Raw genomic sequence first — 17015 nt, forward strand, 5'->3', positions numbered from 1 at the left:
TCCTCCATGCTCATTTTTCTTGGTTATTTCCTTGCGTCTCTCTCATGTGTCGTTCAATTCCTTTTGCGAGCAACACTAAGGGATTTCATTATCCAAAGGCTCTCTAGTTAATTTCACGAGCTCATTTTTTATGGCACCAATTTCCCTATAGTTTTTCTTAGCCTGGCTAAGGCTGATACCATTTGCACCACCCTCATAATTTGGGTCTACCTCTTGATTAAGATCATCCTCCCAGTAGCACACAGGGCATATTTCGTAGTTACCGCGAGAACTATCATCGAAAGTGCGAAACCCACAGCACGGACATAAATCACCATTTTCCTTTTGAACAATGAGAACCATGTTATTCACTTCACTCACAACCACACCCTCCATTGGTAGCAATTTATCCAACTGCTCTCAACGCTGCCTTTCCAGATCACTCCTCATCATTAAACATGGTTGTGATTTTTTTTACTTGGCATCCCCCTCTCAGATTTATTTCGAGGAAGTCACCAATTGCACCAATGCTTTCCCGAGTTTCTTTTCCGAAGAGGTTCATATCTTGCGAGAACTTAATATAAAGTAAGTAGCCTTTGTAAAACTCTATTCTTGCCGTAAATTTTCTTCCCCCTAAAACCCCCTCTATTTTGGCGACAATCTCTTTATCTGGAAATAAAGCAATATTCTTCGGCCAGCATTGCTTCATTTCATCGTTTATGTCGAAAAATGCTGTCACTTTTCCACCATGCCATCTTTGGACTTTGCACAACAACTTAATTTGACAGTCAAGTTTATTCTTCTGATCTTCATTTAGAGCATCTCGAAACGCCCTCAACACTACGACTTCATATTCACGTAGCTTCTTATCTCCACCATATATCAGCTTATCTATCAAATTCTTAATTACCACAATTACACCCTCCGTTTGAACCTAAAACCTCTCCTGCTCCCGCACCTGCTGCGGCTCCTGTTACTGTCCCTTTCCATGTATATGGAACCCTGTCAAGTACACTAATTAGAGGATTCCATTTCTGTCCCAGTGTTTTCCCAGTAGCCATCCATGTCAACTGAGTGTCTTGGCGCAGGCTTTCGACCTTTAACCCCCTAAGAATTGTAAAGATCGTGCAATCCTATCTTATCGGGGGCATTCAAAACCGAGTCCCCTTGTTGGTCTCTATAAATCAGAACCAACTCGCCTTTGTTGCTATTGTGGGCTGGACAGATGGGCCTAACTCCGTCCAGAACAGCAAGAAGTCCAAAGATGGCCTCATTTACAGCGCTCTCAATTACGGCATTGACATTGCCCTTTTCATCCTCCTTGAGCCGGTTATACCATTCAGAGCGCTCAGACTCAGTTTTGCTCACTCTTCTACCCGGAGGGGATTCAAGGTTGCTTATGACATCTTCAATGGCCGCATTTTTTACAACATCTTTGACTGCTTCAATAAATTCTTCCGACTTCATTAGTATTCCTATTTCCGGTAATCGTATTCATTCCTTAATATCTTCACGCTACAACCTTCCTCCGCAGTGTGGGCACCTAAAAGAGCGTGTAAACAATATCGAACCGATGCTTTTTACTCTAATTGACAGAAAGCGATTATCCCTTCTCCCAACATGCAAAGGTGTTCCCCCGCAGTGCTTGCACTTCACTAAAATAGACGCTAGAGCTGACAGCGGAGCAACGGCCAATAGAGGGTATATGATGCGGCCCAATTCGTGCCTTCCCAGAGTAAAGAAGCCCAGTTCGTGCATCACCCCAAAAGCTGGGATTGATAAAAAAAGCACCCATGAAACAGATATACCCAGTGCGACCATTCGCAGTACAAACGATGCTTTCATGCCAATACCACCCGACATTCACTCAGCTCCAATACGCCGCCCAAACCACTTGGCCTCTGGTGTCGGTTAGCCACAACCGGCACCAACATCACCCGCCTTATGTTCCGGAGAAGAATCTCATCACTTCCGCTGGGTAATGGAATAGGTGCCCTCCTTTATCGAAGAACAGAAACCAAACAGACGCTGCCACACAGAATATTCCTGCAAGAATCATTTCTAATGATGTTCTCGCATAAATAGTAAGCCTGCTCCTATTATCGAACTTGATCACCCGATGTTTGAATAAAGCCACGCATCCAACGTATATACATCTTATCCCTGTTGGAAGCGCAATAAACACAGCGCCAACTGTCATAAATGTATATAAAAACATATCCACCCAGTTATTGATTTCCATAAGCCGTCCCCAAAGCTGATCCAATAGCAGAACCATGTGAGCCGTAATTAATCACTGGATTCCTCATTAGCTCTCTTTAACTTTAATATTTTCCTTAGATTTAAGTATCCATAGATTCCTGAGAACACTCCATACCCCCCCCAAACACCAACGGACAGATATAAGGCGAATTTGCTTAGAGGCCCATTCACATAATTTAATAAAGCGAACACTGCAATTCCTATAAGGGCTCCAGCTAACGGAAATCCAAGCAGATATACTGCTCTATATTTCAAATCGGTTTTTTTCATCTTATTCTTTATCTATATGTTTTGAAATCTTATCCACAATGGATGTAGTATCCATATTCATTATCCTCCCTGCTTTTTCAATCAGAAACTCAGCTTCATTTGTTATGTTCTTTGACTCTTCATTAATAATGTCAATGATAGTTTCTAGTGCGATTCCATACTCACCCACATCAATAAATTCTTGCACTTCTATACTTTCACATTCAGAAAACGAATCAGAAAGCGCCATCAGCAAAAGCTCTAGTGTGGATTCAATTTTTCGATATTCATTCTTCATTTTGCCTTCCAAACCACTTGGCCGCTGGCGTTGACAGGACCAACGCCAGAGCCTGAACCACACCATCAACTGCCTAAAAAAAATGTCATTACTTCCATTGGATAGAGAAATAAATTTCCGCCTTTAGCAAAAAACAAATACCAAACAGAAAAAATAGCGGAACCCCCCCCAGCAATACATACTTCAAGTACGTTTCTTGCCAAGAAATACTTGTAGTGCTTTCTTTCATATTTAGGTAGTCTCATTTTTATTAGGTTCTTCAATGTTAACCAAAGAAAAATAGCCCCTACAGGTAGGATAATCACCACCACCCCAAAAAAATAAATTGTGTATATAATAAAATCGAACCAACTATTGATTTCCATAAACAGTCCCCAGAGCTACATCGGCCAATAACTCGCCATCGAGGCCGTAAACATAGAGCACATCTACGCCACCAGCAGGCTTAACCGCTGGTGGCAATATTTCAAGCCGTTCTCAATACTGCCTTTTCTTAAAGTAGCCAAGCCTTCTCAGACGAGATAAGAAATTCTTTTTGAAATACAGCCCACCCGGCAATGCTGCTAAAACAAAAAGCACCATAAAATAAACTGCATAAACCACATTAGAATTAAAAGCTTCACGCCACCCATTGATAAACACGGGGGCAATAAATAACGGTGCAACCAATACACACGCAAACAACACGTAAACAATACCCCCCCCCACATATTTAGCAAAGGCACCGGACCTACCCAGGAAAAATAGAGTTTTCCCATAAACAACGAACCCTACTAATAAAAGACCTGATACAACAACAAAGTACATGGCCGTAACAATCCACATCATATTAAAACCCCTTACCAAATAATTCACCCGAGCCAACGGTAACACCTTCAACCACAGAGCCAACAGTATTTCCCGGAATTTTATTTATCCCTGATGAACTTAATGGACGTCCAATGATTGTAAAGCGATAAGGGCTAATATAACGCCCTATTGTACTTCCTAGAGGTCCTCCTAAAGCCCCTCCCAGCGCAGCTCCAGCCACAGCGGAAAAATCATAATTACAGTAATCAGTAACATCCTTTCCTGAAACATATAGACCAGCACTTTGACCAAGCAGGCTGGCTATACCCGCACCAGCCGCCGCTCCGGCAGAGTGTGCTCCAAATATATTAACGAAACCAACTAATGCACCAGTGCCAGCTCCAGCTAATGCGCCTTGCCACCCACCTGAAATGTAGCCACCTATTCCCCCAGAGATCAGTCCATAGGCCGCACCCGCGAGCCCATATTCCCCAGTAGGATCAATTAGCCTTAAAGGGTTTGCGCGAACATACCCATAGGTATCCACCCCATCGAACAGGCCAAGGCGGTCTGATTGTAAGTAACGGCCAAGTGCTGGGTCATAGTAGCGATGCCAGTTGTAATGGAGCCCGGTCTCCGCGTCGTAATACTGTCCTGGGAACCGCAAGTTGAAGGTCGGCCCCTGGGTGGTGATGCTGGCTTTACCAAAGGGGCTGTAGCTCGCCTTCCAAACCACTTGGCCGCTTGCATCGGTCAGCGCCTTCGGGGTGCCCAGGTGATCGACGTGGACTTGGTAGGTCTGTCCTGACTGAACAAAGCCCAAGGGTGTCCCATCGAGCCAGACATACTCCGCCAGCACGTCTCCAGTGGCCGCGTCCAGCTCCTCGATGAGGTTTCCTGCCAGGTCGTAAACCAGCAGCCGGGTATGCCCGTTTAGGGTCTTGGTTACACGCTGATCCAGATGGTTGTATGTGTAGCTTACAGTCACTCCCGCGACCGTTGCGGCCACCAGCCGGTTCTGGCTGTCATAGGTGAAGGTATCCGCCCCCTGCTTCGTCAGGTTGCCATTGGCGTCATAGCTTCTGGAGGTTTGCCCGGCCTTCACCAACCAGTTGTTCATGTAGTTGATGGTGTAGCTTTGGCTCAGGCCATCGGTCGTGATCGAGGTCCTGTTGCCGGTGGCGTCATAGCTATAGCCCAAAACGCCATAGAGCCCCTCAGCAGAGGTGATGCGGCCAACCGAGTCATAACCGAGTGACTGATTGACTGATGAGCTGAGATTGTCGTCTATGGCTGAAATCAACGAGTCTGGCGTGTACCGATATACCAGCGAATGCACCCTAGTAGCGTCGATGCCGGTGACTCGATAATTGAGATCCAAAGAACGACTTTCAGAAATTCCATTGCCTCTTACCATACTGGTGACGGGGCCAAAGGGCGCTCGCTCGATCTGGCTTGCCAGGCTTGTTGTGGTGCCTGCTTGTGTCGTTGCCACCTCGATGACGTCACCGGCTGAGTCACGGGTGTAGGAGACCTCACGGCCACTGGGATACGTGATCTTCGTGACGAGGCCTGCACCATCGTATTGGTACTGGGTAGTCAGGCTCTGCCCGTGGGTTTCCCAGGTCTCGTAAGCCAGCCATCCTTCGGGTGTATAGCCATATCTCCGGACACCGTTGCCATCATCGACTGAGGTCAAGCGGCCTATGCCGTATGGTGAGCTTGATTCGTCATACCCGTACAGAATTGGCGATTCGCCAGCGACATCGCTGGAGGTCTCGATGATCCTGTTCAGCGCGTCATAGCTGTAGCTTGTGGTTTGTCCCTTGGCCGTCTTGCGCGTTGCCACGTTACCGGCTTCGTCATAGGTAATGTCGGTGGTGCCGGTGTCCGGGCTCCGGACTTGAGTCACTTCGCCAAAGCCGTTGTAGCTGTAGTAGGTCAGGCGCGAACGAGGGTCGGAGACACGGTAAACATCGCCGGTATCCTTGTAGAGCACCTGCGTGACCTTCCCGAGTGGATCGGTCGTTTGTGTCCGGTGATGGAAGCCGTCGTACTTGTAGGAGTGTGTGTTACCAGAGGGACTGGTCTCCTGTATCAGGTTTGCCACCACATCGTAGGAAAACGATGACTGATTGCTATAGGCATCGGAGACACTGGAGAGCCAGCCGATTTCGTTGAAGATCCGGCGCTCTATCCAACGGGTCTGGCCCAGCGCATCGAGCAGTCGCTCTTCTACTGGGTTCCCGAGGTCATTGAGCTCAAGCTCGCGCCGGTTGCCCTGTGCATCTGTTTCCGCCACCAGCCGATGTGCAGCGTCGTACTCATAGCTGACGGTTGCACCATTTGGCTTGGTCAGCGAGCTCAGGAGGCCCACAGCATCATAGTTGTAGACCGTGGTGCCTTCTGGTCCAGTGGAGCTAACAAGTCTTCCTCTGGCGTCATAGGTGAGGGTTTGGGTTACACCGTTGACACCCTGAATGGTCCCGGCGCGACCGTTCGAGTCGTAGTCACCAAACTGCATCACCTGCCCCAGCGCGTTTGTTGTCCGGATCAAGTTGCCCTGGTCATCGTAGTCAAATGTCGTCACATCGCTGACGTCGGTGCGAGGACCATCAACCGAGGCCAACAGGCTCGGCTTTCCTGTACCAACAGGGGCATAGGTGTACGTCCATGTCCGGGAAGCGCCCGAGCTGCGATCAGTGACCTTGCGACTTATCACCCGAAGATGAGTGTCGTAGGTGAGCTCAGTGATCCTGGTTGGTTCTGTGATTTTTGCCGGGAGCGACTTGGAAGGAAGCCAGTCGGTCGTAACCTTGCCCCCGTCCTGGTCTATCTGGGTGGTTTCCAATCCCCGGTCGTTATGGGTGAACATGCGCTTCTGCCCAGCGCGATCAGTAATGCTGGAGACGAGACCTTTGCTGTCGTAGACGTAGGTTTCCTTGCCTCCCACAAAGCCGGTACACGGCGCACCCTCAACAACATCAGGCTTGAGCATCCCATTGTGACGGCTGTAGGTGTATCGCTGAACGTGGCCGAGTGCGTTGGTGACAGAAACGCTTCCGTCAGCGTTGTAGCTTACCTGCGTTTTCTCTGCGCCCCCGGCGTGTTCGCTTAGAACCGCTCTCCCCTGAGTATCATATCCCCATGTGGCGAAACGGTTGCCGTTCTCGTCCACCAGCCCAGAGAGCAAACCATGTGCGTTCGGGTCATCGTAGAGGTAGCTGCGGCTCGTATTGTCCTGATAGATCACTTCCCCCAGCTTGCCAGCACTGTTGTACTGGTACTGAATACTACCACCAGCAGGATCGGTGAAACTGACCATGCGGCCATCTTGATACTGGAACTGGATGGTGCGGCCAAAGCCGTCAGTGATCGAGGAGAGCTCTCCATTCAGATAGCTCAGGGTGATGTGATTGCCGTTGGGCTTCTCGATGCCGGTCAGTCGTCCGGTTTCATCATAGGCCTCAACTACCCCGTCAGATTGGGTGTAGCGCCAGCCGGTTGCCTCCTTCGTCAAGGTATCATCGGTTTTCCAAGTTGGCACCCAGACAGAGGACAAGTTGTAGAAGGCGAGTTCCTGCCCTTCTGGCCGGTGCAGGACAACCATGTTCTCACCGTACTTCGAGGCGTTAACCTCGACGCTCCGCGAGTAGGTATGCCGCCAGCCGCCGATCTCTTCATCCGGAAGATGGCTGTTGTAGTACCTGGTGAAAGTGAGCGGGTCTGAACCGCCGCTTTGATAATCCAGCTCAGCCTGGAACTTGTTGCCGGTGCCGAGATGGATGGGGTTCCCCACACACATGGCTGTTGATGGAAACCCGAGATCCCTGTCCAGGAATGGAGTGTTGTCCATCTCGCCCGGCAGGATGTAGGTTGACCGCCAGTATGCTCCACCAGTACAGGTTTCAGGGTCATAGCTTGCGGTCCCGCCAACGTACTTGAAGCAGATCCTGGAGGTGTAGCGGCCATCACCATATCCCTCGACCGGATACAGCTTTTCGCTGACGAACTCTCCGTACCCCTTCTCCTCTTCAATGCGGTAGCTCTTCATGAAGGAATGCGCGTCCATGATGGTGTTGAAGCGCATTGCATCTACTTCGGTGCTCACGGCCACAACCCGCCATTGTGCAAAAGCGATGCACGGCAAGGTTGCGAGCACCACCACGGCCAATGACCGTAGGTTTCGCATCAGTGAAAGGGTAGGTCTCGATCTCATAAACAGCTCCAGTTGTTGCACTGGAGCCATTTTCAGGTAGGTGGGTCGTTTTCAGCGACTGCGTTTCTGCCCTTTTAGGGAATGAAGAGCAGTAAAGCTATGTTTGCGCTGATGGTGCAAAGTATGGTTGCAGGGTTGCGTTGTTAGACTTCGTTGTTCCGTCGCAGATTCTCAATGTGAGCTCGGTTAGTCCTCAAACCACGTTGAAGCCTGAGACTCTGGAGCCTCGCAGAGGCCTCTTCGACATCGAGCACCTTCTGTCCACTGGCAATCATGTCGTTAATGTAGTCCGCCGCTTTCCACCCTGAAGTGAAGAGAGCTGCTGGTTGTTCTTTGCTTGCCCACTCACATTCCCCGAGCATGACAACCAAGGAATGAATGTTTGCCAACCCGACGTTAGGAAGAAGAGCCTCGATAGCCTTCACATGCTTGTAGTTCTGACGAAACGGATTCTGGAACTTATAGGTGCTCTTGAAGATTTTCTGGGTCCACTGCTTATCCGATTCCTTGCCATAAATCCGGCCTTTATAGAACTTTGTCTCGACGACAAATATTCCGGTTGGAGCAATGACAATGTGGTCTACCTGCGTCGTATCCCCTTCTGAAACCACCAGTGTGACATCATCCAAAACAACGCACTCCTGCCCACATCGGTTGTGCAGTATTTTTGATAACGCCCACTCTCCGAACCGCCCCTTGATGTTTCGTGAATACATTCTGACAAAAAACGCAGCGACCGCTACCGCAAAAAGCAACCAAATTAACGGTTCGCTTATCAGTGAAGCCAAAACGCCCCCTAAGAGCTGAGAAATGAAGTTCTCAGGCATCAGTTACCTCTCAAAGTTATTTATATATACTTATATTTTTGATTTTATAAACAAATTCAGGCGAAGCCATATAACCCATTGCCTTATCCCACAATGGATTAGTGCGATCAGAAAGGTTTTTTTCAAGAACTCTAATCTCTGGTGGCGTTTCATCTATGAAAAACTTGTCTTTGTTCTTGTCGTAGACGATTCCATTTATATTAAATCTCAATGGCTTAACACCTTGTTCTTTTTGTTTTTTAATATCTTTTTTCGCCGTCTCCCATGTTATAGCGCGAACAGCCAATATGTATGCTTTTTCATTAAACACACCATCAACGGTGAACATGGACTTTTTAGGATACATTGGATCTATTTTTCGCCTGAACAGGCCGCCACGAACATAACGGAAATGAAGTTTATCATCTGACATTTCGTACTGCCTAGAATCCGTTATATCAACCCAGTGACCCAAAGCCTTTCTAAGATTATTTCTAACAAATAGAACAGCAAATGCCTCTTCTGTTGCTGCATAATTTTGATACTTATTTATCAACCCCTTTTTCATCAAAAACTTCCCTTTTCTTACTCATTTCGTTCAAACACTGTCACGAGAACACGCTTCTTGTTGTCGTCGTTGATCACCATGAGGTACTTGAATTTGGAATCGCGGTGGCCCCAGACTTCCACGTTATCGACGCGGCCATACTTTCTGGCTTTATGGCGAGCCACCTTTTCGTCAAAAGGCTGGACCTGTAGCTCTGGATGCTGGAGGCGGCCAACGAGTGAGGCCCACGGTTTTTTGGGGTCTCCAGAGGTTATCCGGGCCTGATACTGATCGATGGCATGTTGAGTCACCAAGACGGGGCCAATGGCTGGTGTAGAGATTTCGTCATGGGTCTGGGTATAGGCCTGCTTGTCCACATCGAGGAGCTCAACATTCCCCTCCCCTGGCTCATCCATGAACTCCATGCTCTGCGAAACCTCAATGGTTGCGCCTTTCAAGCGACCGGTGAGACAAGCTGCAAACTTGAAAGCAAACTTCTTGCTGGATTTGCCCAGCGCCAGCTTCTTAATTGCGCCTTTAGATACAACCAGCTTGTAACCAGCACCAGCACCTGGCTCTCTGCAAAAAACCTGTTTGTCCAGCGCCAGATAGCGAATGGCTACGAGCTCAGCCAAAAGATCCGCTTCTTCGTGGTCAAAATCAATATGGACATCAAGGATGCCTTTCCGTTTTGTACCAACGCGCCAGAATACAAGGGCTGAATTATTTGAAGTTTTCTTCGAGACGGTAGTCAATGTCATCATGGTCTATTTCTCCATTGTCGGGATAATGGTCGGCATCGCCGCCAGCACCCCTATTCGTTTGGGTTCATTTAGATGCTATCACGGGTTTTAAAAATGCAACCCCTCGTGTCACTCTATTTATGGTCCCATGTATTTTTATAAGCTCGGGCTAGGCGTTTCTCGATCACTTCTGACAAACTGCAACCATCGACTTCTGACAACCGCTTCAAAATCCTGTGGGCGTTATCGCTTATAGTTATGCTTTTACCAACACCATATCCCCTTCTGCGACGTTGCCTAATAGATGTCCCGAGCTTATTAATTTGCTCTGCTGTCAGATATTTATTAATCCATTCGGTGAGTTCTGAGGGTGAGCGTCCTATGCTATTCAGACTATTCACAGCTTCAAGTTTCTTATCAAAGGGAACGTCACGCCAAAACGCTGGACGTGAAGCGGCTCTGAGGAGATATATTGACGTCGAATGAGCGTCTTCATTGGATACTTTCAAAAAACCACCTTTTCCGTTACATGTCACACTTATCTTATCGTGACATGTAACACATCAAACTTCAAGTATAAAAAAAGGCCAGCTATTGCTGGCCTTTTCGTTCATTTTCGCAGTTATTCTTTAGGCATTGTGATGCTTTTTTTCTTTCTGTTTCTCATGGTAGAGATACAGACTGCCGCCAGTGACGACAGTGAAAAATAAAAGCAACCCTAACATACCTAATGTGAAAGCGTCCATTTGACCCCCTTAGGAATTGCTGACCTTGGTTAAGATTATACCATAGATCCACAGGATAACCCCAACAAACAACACTAAACCGGCTTCTTTGACGGTAATAGTGTCCCCAGATACAGCCAATCCTACAATACCAACACCGATGGCTGTTACGGCGACCTTACGCAGGTCTTCACCGATAGCTCCCAGAGTCTTCTTGTCAGGAGAGAAAAGACGCACAAACCACGTCTTAATACGCAAAAACTTTTTCATAATTACCTCCACAGTTGAAGAGGAGGCGAATCATGCCCGAGAGGGCATGAACACCCCCTCAGGGTTAAAGTTTTAAGCAGACAAAGCCGATGGCGGCTTTGCCTTGTTCATTTTCATTGAGTTAATGATCTTAGTCGCTTCGTCAGCAAAAGGACCAGTAACTTGGATGGACTCCCTTCTTGCGAAAGAAGCCGTCACCATCATTCTCTGGCAGTGCATCAGATTACGATACCGAGACCGCATAAGCTCAATGTAAGCCGCAGAGTCACCCTCCCACCCCTCAGGGGGTGAGAAGGAGCACACTTCGTCGTTACCAGGCGTGGTATCAACCTTTGAGACATCAATGACGGGCATACTCATCTCTCCTTCTCGCAATAAAATCGCGCAGGTAGCGAGCATTTGGAAAGCCGAGGCTTCCCTGACTCATCAGGACATCGTTCCAGTCAATCCCTTTCGCTCTGGGCGGGATAGGGAGCTTAGGCAGCAGGATGTACACACGAATGCCGCGCTTCTCCAGCTTGGCTTTCAGCACATTCGCTGACTTCTCACCAGTCACAGACTTATCTTTGTCAGCCCAGATCAGTACGGTGTGAACACCTTCCGGAACCTCGAAGGACTCCATCAGGGTCGCATTGACCGTTGACCAAACCGGGATTTGAGTGACTCGATAAGCGGATAGAGCTGTTTCCAACCCTTCTGCAACACCCAGGATACCCTCAGTCGGTTCACCAAGGCGGATGGCCGCACCATTGACATCCAAACCTTCCGGAATGGGCATCATTTTCTTGGCGTTGCCGACCTTAGCTTTCTTACCGTTTGGGGTGAGATAGGTGCGGTGGAGCGTTACCAGATTGCCTTCCACATCTCGGATAGCGCAGACGATAGCCGGGAACTTCCCAACTTCATTGCCATCTTCGTCGTAGTAGGCCATAGCCGGATTGAACCGCAGACAGTCTGTTTTTTCTACTTCATCGACCTTGAACAGAAGCTCACGGTTTTTGAAGTACAGACGCATTGGCTCAGTCACATGACTGGAGAACGGTAAACACTCGTTCCATACCTTCTCGATTTTCTCACGGAGACGAGCACTGTAAGCGCGTTCGCGCTCCATTCTCTTCTCCATTTCCTCTTGGAGCTCAAGCAGCCAAGGCTTGGGTTGTTCACGAAACATCGGAACAACTTTCGGCTTGACTTCACTGCTTTGCGCTTCGGGTTGTGTTGCCGCAGATTGTGCTTGCGGTGCCGGAGTTGCTACCGTGTGATTGACCACAGGGGCCGTCTCAACATAGTGACTCACCGGTTCAACACCACCGTTTGAACGAGCGCGGAACTGCGTTACCGTAGCGCCACGACGTTCGACCAACCAAGTGTTGCGGTGCGTTTGCATAGGTTGTTCTCTCACAACATTCCCCTGATCGTCTTTAACTTCAACGACGACAGTTACAGGCTCGCGCCCGAGGTTTGTCATGATGATCTCATCCCCATACTTGGCCTCGCTTTCACCAATGGCTCTTTCAAGATCCACACCCCAAACGGTGCGTTCCAAGCCACTCTTGTCACGGATGAAGGCAAAGTAGCTAAGCTCATTGTCTTCGTTATGCTCGTAGGGAGCTTTACCGTGGGCGATCAGAGTACCGGCAATGGATTTCTTGCGATTCTTGGAATCGAGAACCTTGTTGTTTACCTTCATAGGCTCTTGCTGAACAGGCGCTTTGGCCTGGGCAGGAGCTCGTGACGGTGCAGCAGATTGTTGATACTGGGGTTGCTCTTTCTCAACTCCCAAGTAATCACCAACCTCGCTTAGGCACTGCTTAAAGTCCCAATTATTGAGCCACATGAGCAACTCAAAACCATCATGATTAGCACCGCATGTGTTGCATACGCCGCCACCAGTCAGGTGGGCATCCTTGAACAGTCGGAAGCCATCTTTCCCGCCGTGGATAGGGCAAGAAACATGACGACCTGGTTTACGGAGAGCTGGTTCAAGATGGGGCGCTAGGGCCGCCAGGATGAATAGCCAGTTTCCGTTAGCCGCTTCACGAACGGTGTCAGCTTTGTAGTAAGACATAGGTTTTCTCCTTAGCGTGAACCCCAGCATCGAGGCTTCCTTAACCCCCCGTTGCCAGGGTTTTAAGGAAACCCCGACACTGGGAGGATGTGCCAAGGAGGCTCCCCAGCCGGGGAGAACTCCCCGGCAAGGGGTTTAAAAGATCGCCCCCGAAACGGAGGCGAATTTTGTGAATATCACAAGCACAAATGGGTGCCCTCTTCCGAGGCCATCATGACTGTGACATCTGCGGTTACAGGATCTGACTTAATCACAACCTCAGTGGGTTTGAAAAAGCCATCTACAGTAGGCATGGGGTAGTAAAGACGAATCTTTCCCCAGTTCTTGTTGTCGGTAAAAGCGACCTTTGTTTGAGCAACACAAAGCTGCAAAAACATGAAAAGGAAGTCTTCTACTGAGTGTTTACCATCTGCACCAAATACACCATCGACAATTGCCGGGGTCACTGCCACATTCGTCAGGAAACCAGCTTGCTTACCGATGGAAGATTGGTCCACCAGCAGTCCATCATTGATGGCTTGTTGACGGATTTGGGCGATGTCCAATTTAGCTAATTGGTTCATAAGGTGTACTCCAAAGTTAATGGGTACACCAACCCCGTGCGGGGAAGTGTACCCGCATGGGTTATTGAAAGGTCACGGCCAAAGCCGAGCTTTAAGGTTCCGAATTTTACGCTGGCAAGATGCGCCAAAGAACGGTCGGGGGAAACGAGTCAGCGACACGCTTCACATTCACGTAAAGAGTGTCTGTAAAGACACGCTCTAAGCGACGACCACCTTGACGATAAACCAGCTTAAAATTTTGGAATTTGCTATTCATGGATACCTCCAGAAAAAACGGGAGGTATCTCCAGCAGGAGATAAACTCCCGCAGGGATTAGTAAATTAACGTTAATTTGCTGTTTGTTTTTGGCGACCAGCTATCGCACGTTTTCGCTCTCCGGAGAGAACAAAATCTGCTTACTGATGGCTTTACCATGAGTAAAAAGACTTGGAAAGTAAAGCAGGGGTTTCCCCCTGCCTTGATTATGCCGCTTTGAGGTGGCGAGAGAAGAAGTCCCTGGTTTGCTGGATAGCAGCCCGGAGAAGTTCTCGTCTGTAACCAGCGTAACTCTTGTCATCACTGGCAACGGTCAAACCGTGCAGACTATCTTCACCCAGAACTATCTCGTTTTCACGAGAGAGTACCTCAACTCGTAGGCCAAGAACTCGCTCTTTCCCTTCCAGAATGGAGCAAATTGTTTGGTCTCGTACTTCGTCATCCCAGTGGCCCATATCGAAATCCCGCTCAGGGAGTTCAGTCACACGCACCAGGTAGTTTTCAGTGGTCCGTTCCCAAACCACCTCTTCTTCGCATGGAGATGCCTCTATCAGCGAGTATCCGTCGGATTCGAGCTTCTTGGAAATGCTTTTCACATCATCCGCCAGCTCCAACACAAAACGATCCCAGATGTCTTGCCAACGCTCGATCATATCCTGGTTAATCGCTTCAATGCCGGTTCCTAGCATGGTGTCATCATCAGGGAAGATCCCTGTAAAGTCCACGTTGTCGTCGATGTTCATGCAGTTCCAGTGGCAGTAGTGATGCCCATAACTGTTCCGGGTAATGGACAAGTCACAGGAACCATACTCACGGAGGACAAAAAGCATATTCTCAATGTCTTTCTGTGCCATCAGGTTCTTCACGCGACTGACAGCATCTACTTGGCCGAGCTCAGTGCTGAATAGGCGCTTCATGAGTGCTTTTACGTCATCAACGCCCAAGTCTCCATAAAATGCCATTCCATCGCCCTGGCAGTACCCGAGACTGTACTCAATTTTCAGATCATCCGGGTATCCGCACTTAACCAGTTCGTTTTGAAAATGCTGTTTAATCATTGGTATCTCCTTAGTTTCAGAGGGAGACACCACCCCCGCAGGGACTAATGTCCCCCGTGGGGTTAATATTTGGGTTTAAGAAGCCTTGCGGCTTAATTCAGCATCGAATCGAGGGCCTTTGATAACCGCAGTTTTCATAACCTCGAAGTTTCTTGGGTAACGCAGCTTTGAAACTGCGCCAGCACGGATGTCGGCAGCCTCACTTGGAGATACAAGCCTAAACCCTTCGCTAGTTTCAACGTAGAACCAACCGGCGTAACGCTCATAGGCATACTGCTGGTATTGTTCAGTCGCTATGTTCTTCTGGATCGCCTCATTTAACGCCTCAACAACACTGTCATCTTTCGTGATGATGTTGAAAACATGAGAGACCGTAAGAAAGTTCCCAAAGAAACAAGCTGCTCCCAGCCAAGGCTGGAATATCTTATCATTGCGCCCCGTCTTAATCAGGGGTTCAAACGGATAAGAACGGTAGCAGTGATACTGCTCAAACATTGGATCAAGAACGTTGTTGCCGAGAACATCCAGCAAAGTCTGAATGTTATCCGGGTCTTGGCCTGCCCACTTACTCCCGTTGCTGAGAATCAGTGTCTTGCCGTCAGTACGTTCCAGAGCTTGTTCAAAGTTAGACATAGTGCATTCCTTATAGTTAGGACGCACCACACCCTCTCGGGATGATGCGCCCGAGTGAGGGTTAACTTATTAAGACAGATTTTGATTGGCGAACTGTTGCAACTCAAATAGAGCTTCTATCACACAATCGTAGCCATCAATCTCAGACGACAAATCAATACCTAGTTCACTTAAATCAGAGAGTAATTCAGTATCTTCGGCCAAATACCTTTGAATTTCCCCTAGCTTACATGCCAGTGTATTAACCTGCTCTTTTGATAAGGATTTTAGTGATGCTTTCATAGCATTTCACCAAAAAGGTCATCTTTGATGGCAGAAAAATCGACTGGAGATTGGTCTCCATAGGTCTGATTTACGCCACCAGCATCATCAACACTGACAAAGACCGTTCGGAGTAACCCGTTAGGCTTTGCTGGGTAAACGATACTGACATGCTGACCTTTGTACTGTTCAGACAAAGTGCTTTGAAGCTCATCAACCGAACGGAATTTCCGGTCGCGGCCAAAGTCCTTAATCTTGATTTCGCCAGGTTGTAGGTTAGTCATCGTTACCCCCTGACAGCAGTTTATCTACTGAATGGCCGAGTCCGTTACCAAACCATTTATCCAGAGCGTCGATTTCCGGAAAGTCCAATTTCACCTGAGCAACAACCAGCTCCATTTTGCTAAGCGCATCCTGGAACTCAATGCCATTACCTGCGGCCACCTCAAGTTTGCACTTGATGTAAGCGGAGTAGGTATCACAGGCCTTAACCAGTGATTGTTCATAGCCACCGGGAGCGAAGGCTATGGCGACTGCATCCTGTAGCTCTACGGGAAGAGTCTGAATGAGTTTGTCCTCTGCGGCCTTCTCCAATCTTTCAAACTCACGCTGCAAAACAGCATTTGCTTTCTTGACTGGTGTTACAACATCAGAGCAGAGAACCTCGGCAGCGTCATGCAAAGAAGCATGAGCCAGCATAGTTGCCAGATCCACCGACTTACCTTGCTGAATAGCGATATTGCCAGCCAGATAGGAAAGTAAGGTAACAACAGCGCTGTGCTCTAACACAGACTCTGGTTGAACAGAGTGCATCAGTGACCAGCGTTTGATCAGGCGTTGGCGCAAGGCCAGAGCTAAAAAGCCGAAATTTGAATTAGACATAGTGCCTCCAAAATTGGTTGGAGGTACACCAAAGCCGACCGGGCCTTGGTATACCCGGTTGGGTTAATGAGTTATCTCGGGTCAAGCTGCTTAGCTATAGCGAGTAAAAACGGATGGAATGGATGATCTTGCGGGACACCCCCAACAAGCTCACGGGCTAAACCGACTGAATTGGTAGCCAACACCTCTTTGACGGCCAGAATGATTTCATCATTGATTTCATCCTGGGTCTTTCGTTGTTGGTCCACCAGCCGACTTAACTTTTTTAGGCTCATGCTTCTCTCCTTTGGTTATGGGAGAGAAACCCAGGAGGGGTTTTCCTCCCGAGGGGTAAGTTTATTGCTGTTTTAGGCCAGCTACCGTTATAGCCAGCAAACGCTGACAATAAGCAAAGAGTATGACAGGCA

At 48.5% G+C, this 17015-nt stretch carries 24 protein-coding genes and 1 pseudogene; all 25 read right to left on the reverse strand.

Annotation, left to right across the window (positions count from 1 at the left end):
- Window positions 1–75: 75 nt before the first annotated feature.
- The 25 genes and pseudogenes from VRUMOI_RS18270 to VRUMOI_RS18380 all read right to left on the reverse strand — a co-directional run bounded on the left by VRUMOI_RS18270 (window position 76) and on the right by VRUMOI_RS18380 (window position 16883).
- A complete protein-coding gene (locus VRUMOI_RS18270) occupies window positions 76–342 on the reverse strand; it encodes a CPCC family cysteine-rich protein (RefSeq protein WP_089140479.1) in 267 nt (88 codons plus the stop codon).
- Window positions 343–418: 76 nt separating this feature from the next.
- Entirely contained in the window at window positions 419–892 is a 474-nt protein-coding gene (locus tag VRUMOI_RS18275; RefSeq protein WP_089140432.1) for a hypothetical protein, read from the reverse strand.
- Between the two features lie 194 nt (window positions 893–1086).
- Complete coding sequence (locus tag VRUMOI_RS18280; RefSeq protein ID WP_089140433.1) at window positions 1087–1446, reverse strand: hypothetical protein; 360 nt, start codon at window positions 1444–1446, stop codon at window positions 1087–1089.
- Window positions 1447–1921: 475 nt separating this feature from the next.
- Entirely contained in the window at window positions 1922–2221 is a 300-nt protein-coding gene (locus VRUMOI_RS18285) for a hypothetical protein (protein WP_231897581.1), read from the reverse strand.
- 47 nt (window positions 2222–2268) lie between these two features.
- The gene (locus tag VRUMOI_RS18290; protein ID WP_089140435.1) at window positions 2269–2511 is read right to left on the reverse strand and encodes a hypothetical protein; all 243 of its coding nucleotides are present in this window, start codon (window positions 2509–2511) and stop codon (window positions 2269–2271) included.
- Window position 2512: 1 nt separating this feature from the next.
- Window positions 2513–2788, reverse strand: coding sequence for a MafI family immunity protein (locus tag VRUMOI_RS18295; RefSeq protein ID WP_069369969.1), 276 nt, complete (start codon window positions 2786–2788; stop codon window positions 2513–2515).
- Window positions 2789–2853: 65 nt separating this feature from the next.
- Entirely contained in the window at window positions 2854–3153 is a 300-nt protein-coding gene (locus VRUMOI_RS18300; RefSeq protein WP_089140436.1) for a hypothetical protein, read from the reverse strand.
- A gap of 112 nt (window positions 3154–3265) precedes the next feature.
- Window positions 3266–3616 (reverse strand): hypothetical protein, encoded by a 351-nt coding sequence (locus VRUMOI_RS18305; protein WP_089140437.1) that lies wholly within the window; start codon window positions 3614–3616, stop codon window positions 3266–3268.
- Window positions 3617–4061: 445 nt separating this feature from the next.
- Window positions 4062–7688: pseudogene (locus tag VRUMOI_RS18310) on the reverse strand (RHS repeat-associated core domain-containing protein); the annotation flags it as partial.
- A 251-nt stretch (window positions 7689–7939) separates the two neighbouring features.
- Window positions 7940–8623 (reverse strand): nuclease-related domain-containing protein, encoded by a 684-nt coding sequence (locus tag VRUMOI_RS18315; protein ID WP_089140438.1) that lies wholly within the window; start codon window positions 8621–8623, stop codon window positions 7940–7942.
- 16 nt (window positions 8624–8639) lie between these two features.
- Window positions 8640–9170, reverse strand: coding sequence for a hypothetical protein (locus VRUMOI_RS18320; protein WP_071681606.1), 531 nt, complete (start codon window positions 9168–9170; stop codon window positions 8640–8642).
- Window positions 9171–9187: 17 nt separating this feature from the next.
- Window positions 9188–9913, reverse strand: coding sequence for a hypothetical protein (locus tag VRUMOI_RS18325; RefSeq protein WP_071681608.1), 726 nt, complete (start codon window positions 9911–9913; stop codon window positions 9188–9190).
- Window positions 9914–10026: 113 nt separating this feature from the next.
- Window positions 10027–10401 (reverse strand): hypothetical protein, encoded by a 375-nt coding sequence (locus VRUMOI_RS18330; protein ID WP_113847821.1) that lies wholly within the window; start codon window positions 10399–10401, stop codon window positions 10027–10029.
- A 120-nt stretch (window positions 10402–10521) separates the two neighbouring features.
- The gene (locus VRUMOI_RS19325; RefSeq protein WP_013141592.1) at window positions 10522–10638 is read right to left on the reverse strand and encodes a hypothetical protein; all 117 of its coding nucleotides are present in this window, start codon (window positions 10636–10638) and stop codon (window positions 10522–10524) included.
- A 9-nt stretch (window positions 10639–10647) separates the two neighbouring features.
- Complete coding sequence (locus VRUMOI_RS18335) at window positions 10648–10887, reverse strand: hypothetical protein (RefSeq protein ID WP_021326768.1); 240 nt, start codon at window positions 10885–10887, stop codon at window positions 10648–10650.
- 72 nt (window positions 10888–10959) lie between these two features.
- A complete protein-coding gene (locus VRUMOI_RS18340) occupies window positions 10960–11241 on the reverse strand; it encodes a hypothetical protein (protein WP_071681612.1) in 282 nt (93 codons plus the stop codon).
- On the reverse strand, window positions 11228–12955 hold the full coding sequence (locus tag VRUMOI_RS18345) for a DUF7146 domain-containing protein (RefSeq protein ID WP_071681635.1): 1728 nt from the start codon (window positions 12953–12955) through the stop codon (window positions 11228–11230). Before VRUMOI_RS18345 ends, VRUMOI_RS18340 begins: the two co-directional genes overlap by 14 nt.
- 176 nt (window positions 12956–13131) lie before the next feature.
- On the reverse strand, window positions 13132–13518 hold the full coding sequence (locus VRUMOI_RS18350; RefSeq protein ID WP_071681614.1) for a hypothetical protein: 387 nt from the start codon (window positions 13516–13518) through the stop codon (window positions 13132–13134).
- Between the two features lie 106 nt (window positions 13519–13624).
- Window positions 13625–13774, reverse strand: a complete 150-nt coding sequence (locus tag VRUMOI_RS19330; RefSeq protein WP_013141588.1) for a hypothetical protein — start codon at window positions 13772–13774, stop codon at window positions 13625–13627.
- 206 nt (window positions 13775–13980) lie between these two features.
- The gene (locus VRUMOI_RS18355; protein WP_071681616.1) at window positions 13981–14832 is read right to left on the reverse strand and encodes an NgrC; all 852 of its coding nucleotides are present in this window, start codon (window positions 14830–14832) and stop codon (window positions 13981–13983) included.
- A 75-nt stretch (window positions 14833–14907) separates the two neighbouring features.
- Window positions 14908–15465: a pyruvate dehydrogenase gene (locus VRUMOI_RS18360; protein WP_071681618.1), complete on the reverse strand. Its 558-nt coding sequence runs from the start codon at window positions 15463–15465 to the stop codon at window positions 14908–14910.
- A gap of 69 nt (window positions 15466–15534) precedes the next feature.
- A complete protein-coding gene (locus VRUMOI_RS18365) occupies window positions 15535–15747 on the reverse strand; it encodes a hypothetical protein (protein ID WP_071681620.1) in 213 nt (70 codons plus the stop codon).
- On the reverse strand, window positions 15744–16010 hold the full coding sequence (locus VRUMOI_RS18370; RefSeq protein ID WP_071681622.1) for a hypothetical protein: 267 nt from the start codon (window positions 16008–16010) through the stop codon (window positions 15744–15746). Before VRUMOI_RS18370 ends, VRUMOI_RS18365 begins: the two co-directional genes overlap by 4 nt.
- Window positions 16003–16608 carry a 5'-deoxynucleotidase gene (gene yfbR, locus VRUMOI_RS18375; RefSeq protein ID WP_071681624.1) on the reverse strand — a complete coding sequence of 202 codons (606 nt, stop codon included), beginning with the start codon at window positions 16606–16608 and terminating at the stop codon, window positions 16003–16005. Before yfbR ends, VRUMOI_RS18370 begins: the two co-directional genes overlap by 8 nt.
- Before the next feature lie 71 nt (window positions 16609–16679).
- Entirely contained in the window at window positions 16680–16883 is a 204-nt protein-coding gene (locus VRUMOI_RS18380; RefSeq protein ID WP_013141582.1) for a hypothetical protein, read from the reverse strand.
- Window positions 16884–17015: the final 132 nt, after the last annotated feature.

This window comes from Vibrio rumoiensis, assembly GCF_002218045.2.
GTDB classification, from domain to species: domain Bacteria; phylum Pseudomonadota; class Gammaproteobacteria; order Enterobacterales; family Vibrionaceae; genus Vibrio; species Vibrio rumoiensis.

Bases quoted from the DNA above. Each gene is read 5' to 3' on its own strand.
- VRUMOI_RS18270 (WP_089140479.1), bottom strand. From the start codon at position 342: ATGGTTCTCATTGTTCAAAAGGAAAATGGTGATTTATGTCCGTGCTGT.
- VRUMOI_RS18280 (WP_089140433.1), bottom strand. From the start codon at position 1,446: ATGAAGTCGGAAGAATTTATTGAAGCAGTCAAAGATGTTGTAAAAAAT.
- VRUMOI_RS18285 (WP_231897581.1), bottom strand. From the start codon at position 2,221: ATGGAAATCAATAACTGGGTGGATATGTTTTTATATACATTTATGACA.
- VRUMOI_RS18290 (WP_089140435.1), bottom strand. From the start codon at position 2,511: ATGAAAAAAACCGATTTGAAATATAGAGCAGTATATCTGCTTGGATTT.
- VRUMOI_RS18295 (WP_069369969.1), bottom strand. From the start codon at position 2,788: ATGAAGAATGAATATCGAAAAATTGAATCCACACTAGAGCTTTTGCTG.
- VRUMOI_RS18300 (WP_089140436.1), bottom strand. From the start codon at position 3,153: ATGGAAATCAATAGTTGGTTCGATTTTATTATATACACAATTTATTTT.
- VRUMOI_RS18305 (WP_089140437.1), bottom strand. From the start codon at position 3,616: ATGATGTGGATTGTTACGGCCATGTACTTTGTTGTTGTATCAGGTCTT.
- VRUMOI_RS18315 (WP_089140438.1), bottom strand. From the start codon at position 8,623: ATGCCTGAGAACTTCATTTCTCAGCTCTTAGGGGGCGTTTTGGCTTCA.
- VRUMOI_RS18320 (WP_071681606.1), bottom strand. From the start codon at position 9,170: ATGAAAAAGGGGTTGATAAATAAGTATCAAAATTATGCAGCAACAGAA.
- VRUMOI_RS18325 (WP_071681608.1), bottom strand. From the start codon at position 9,913: ATGATGACATTGACTACCGTCTCGAAGAAAACTTCAAATAATTCAGCC.
- VRUMOI_RS19325 (WP_013141592.1), bottom strand. From the start codon at position 10,638: ATGGACGCTTTCACATTAGGTATGTTAGGGTTGCTTTTATTTTTCACT.
- VRUMOI_RS18335 (WP_021326768.1), bottom strand. From the start codon at position 10,887: ATGAAAAAGTTTTTGCGTATTAAGACGTGGTTTGTGCGTCTTTTCTCT.
- VRUMOI_RS18340 (WP_071681612.1), bottom strand. From the start codon at position 11,241: ATGCCCGTCATTGATGTCTCAAAGGTTGATACCACGCCTGGTAACGAC.
- VRUMOI_RS18345 (WP_071681635.1), bottom strand. From the start codon at position 12,955: ATGTCTTACTACAAAGCTGACACCGTTCGTGAAGCGGCTAACGGAAAC.
- VRUMOI_RS18350 (WP_071681614.1), bottom strand. From the start codon at position 13,518: ATGAACCAATTAGCTAAATTGGACATCGCCCAAATCCGTCAACAAGCC.
- VRUMOI_RS19330 (WP_013141588.1), bottom strand. From the start codon at position 13,774: ATGAATAGCAAATTCCAAAATTTTAAGCTGGTTTATCGTCAAGGTGGT.
- VRUMOI_RS18355 (WP_071681616.1), bottom strand. From the start codon at position 14,832: ATGATTAAACAGCATTTTCAAAACGAACTGGTTAAGTGCGGATACCCG.
- VRUMOI_RS18360 (WP_071681618.1), bottom strand. From the start codon at position 15,465: ATGTCTAACTTTGAACAAGCTCTGGAACGTACTGACGGCAAGACACTG.
- VRUMOI_RS18365 (WP_071681620.1), bottom strand. From the start codon at position 15,747: ATGAAAGCATCACTAAAATCCTTATCAAAAGAGCAGGTTAATACACTG.
- VRUMOI_RS18370 (WP_071681622.1), bottom strand. From the start codon at position 16,010: ATGACTAACCTACAACCTGGCGAAATCAAGATTAAGGACTTTGGCCGC.
- yfbR (WP_071681624.1), bottom strand. From the start codon at position 16,608: ATGTCTAATTCAAATTTCGGCTTTTTAGCTCTGGCCTTGCGCCAACGC.
- VRUMOI_RS18380 (WP_013141582.1), bottom strand. From the start codon at position 16,883: ATGAGCCTAAAAAAGTTAAGTCGGCTGGTGGACCAACAACGAAAGACC.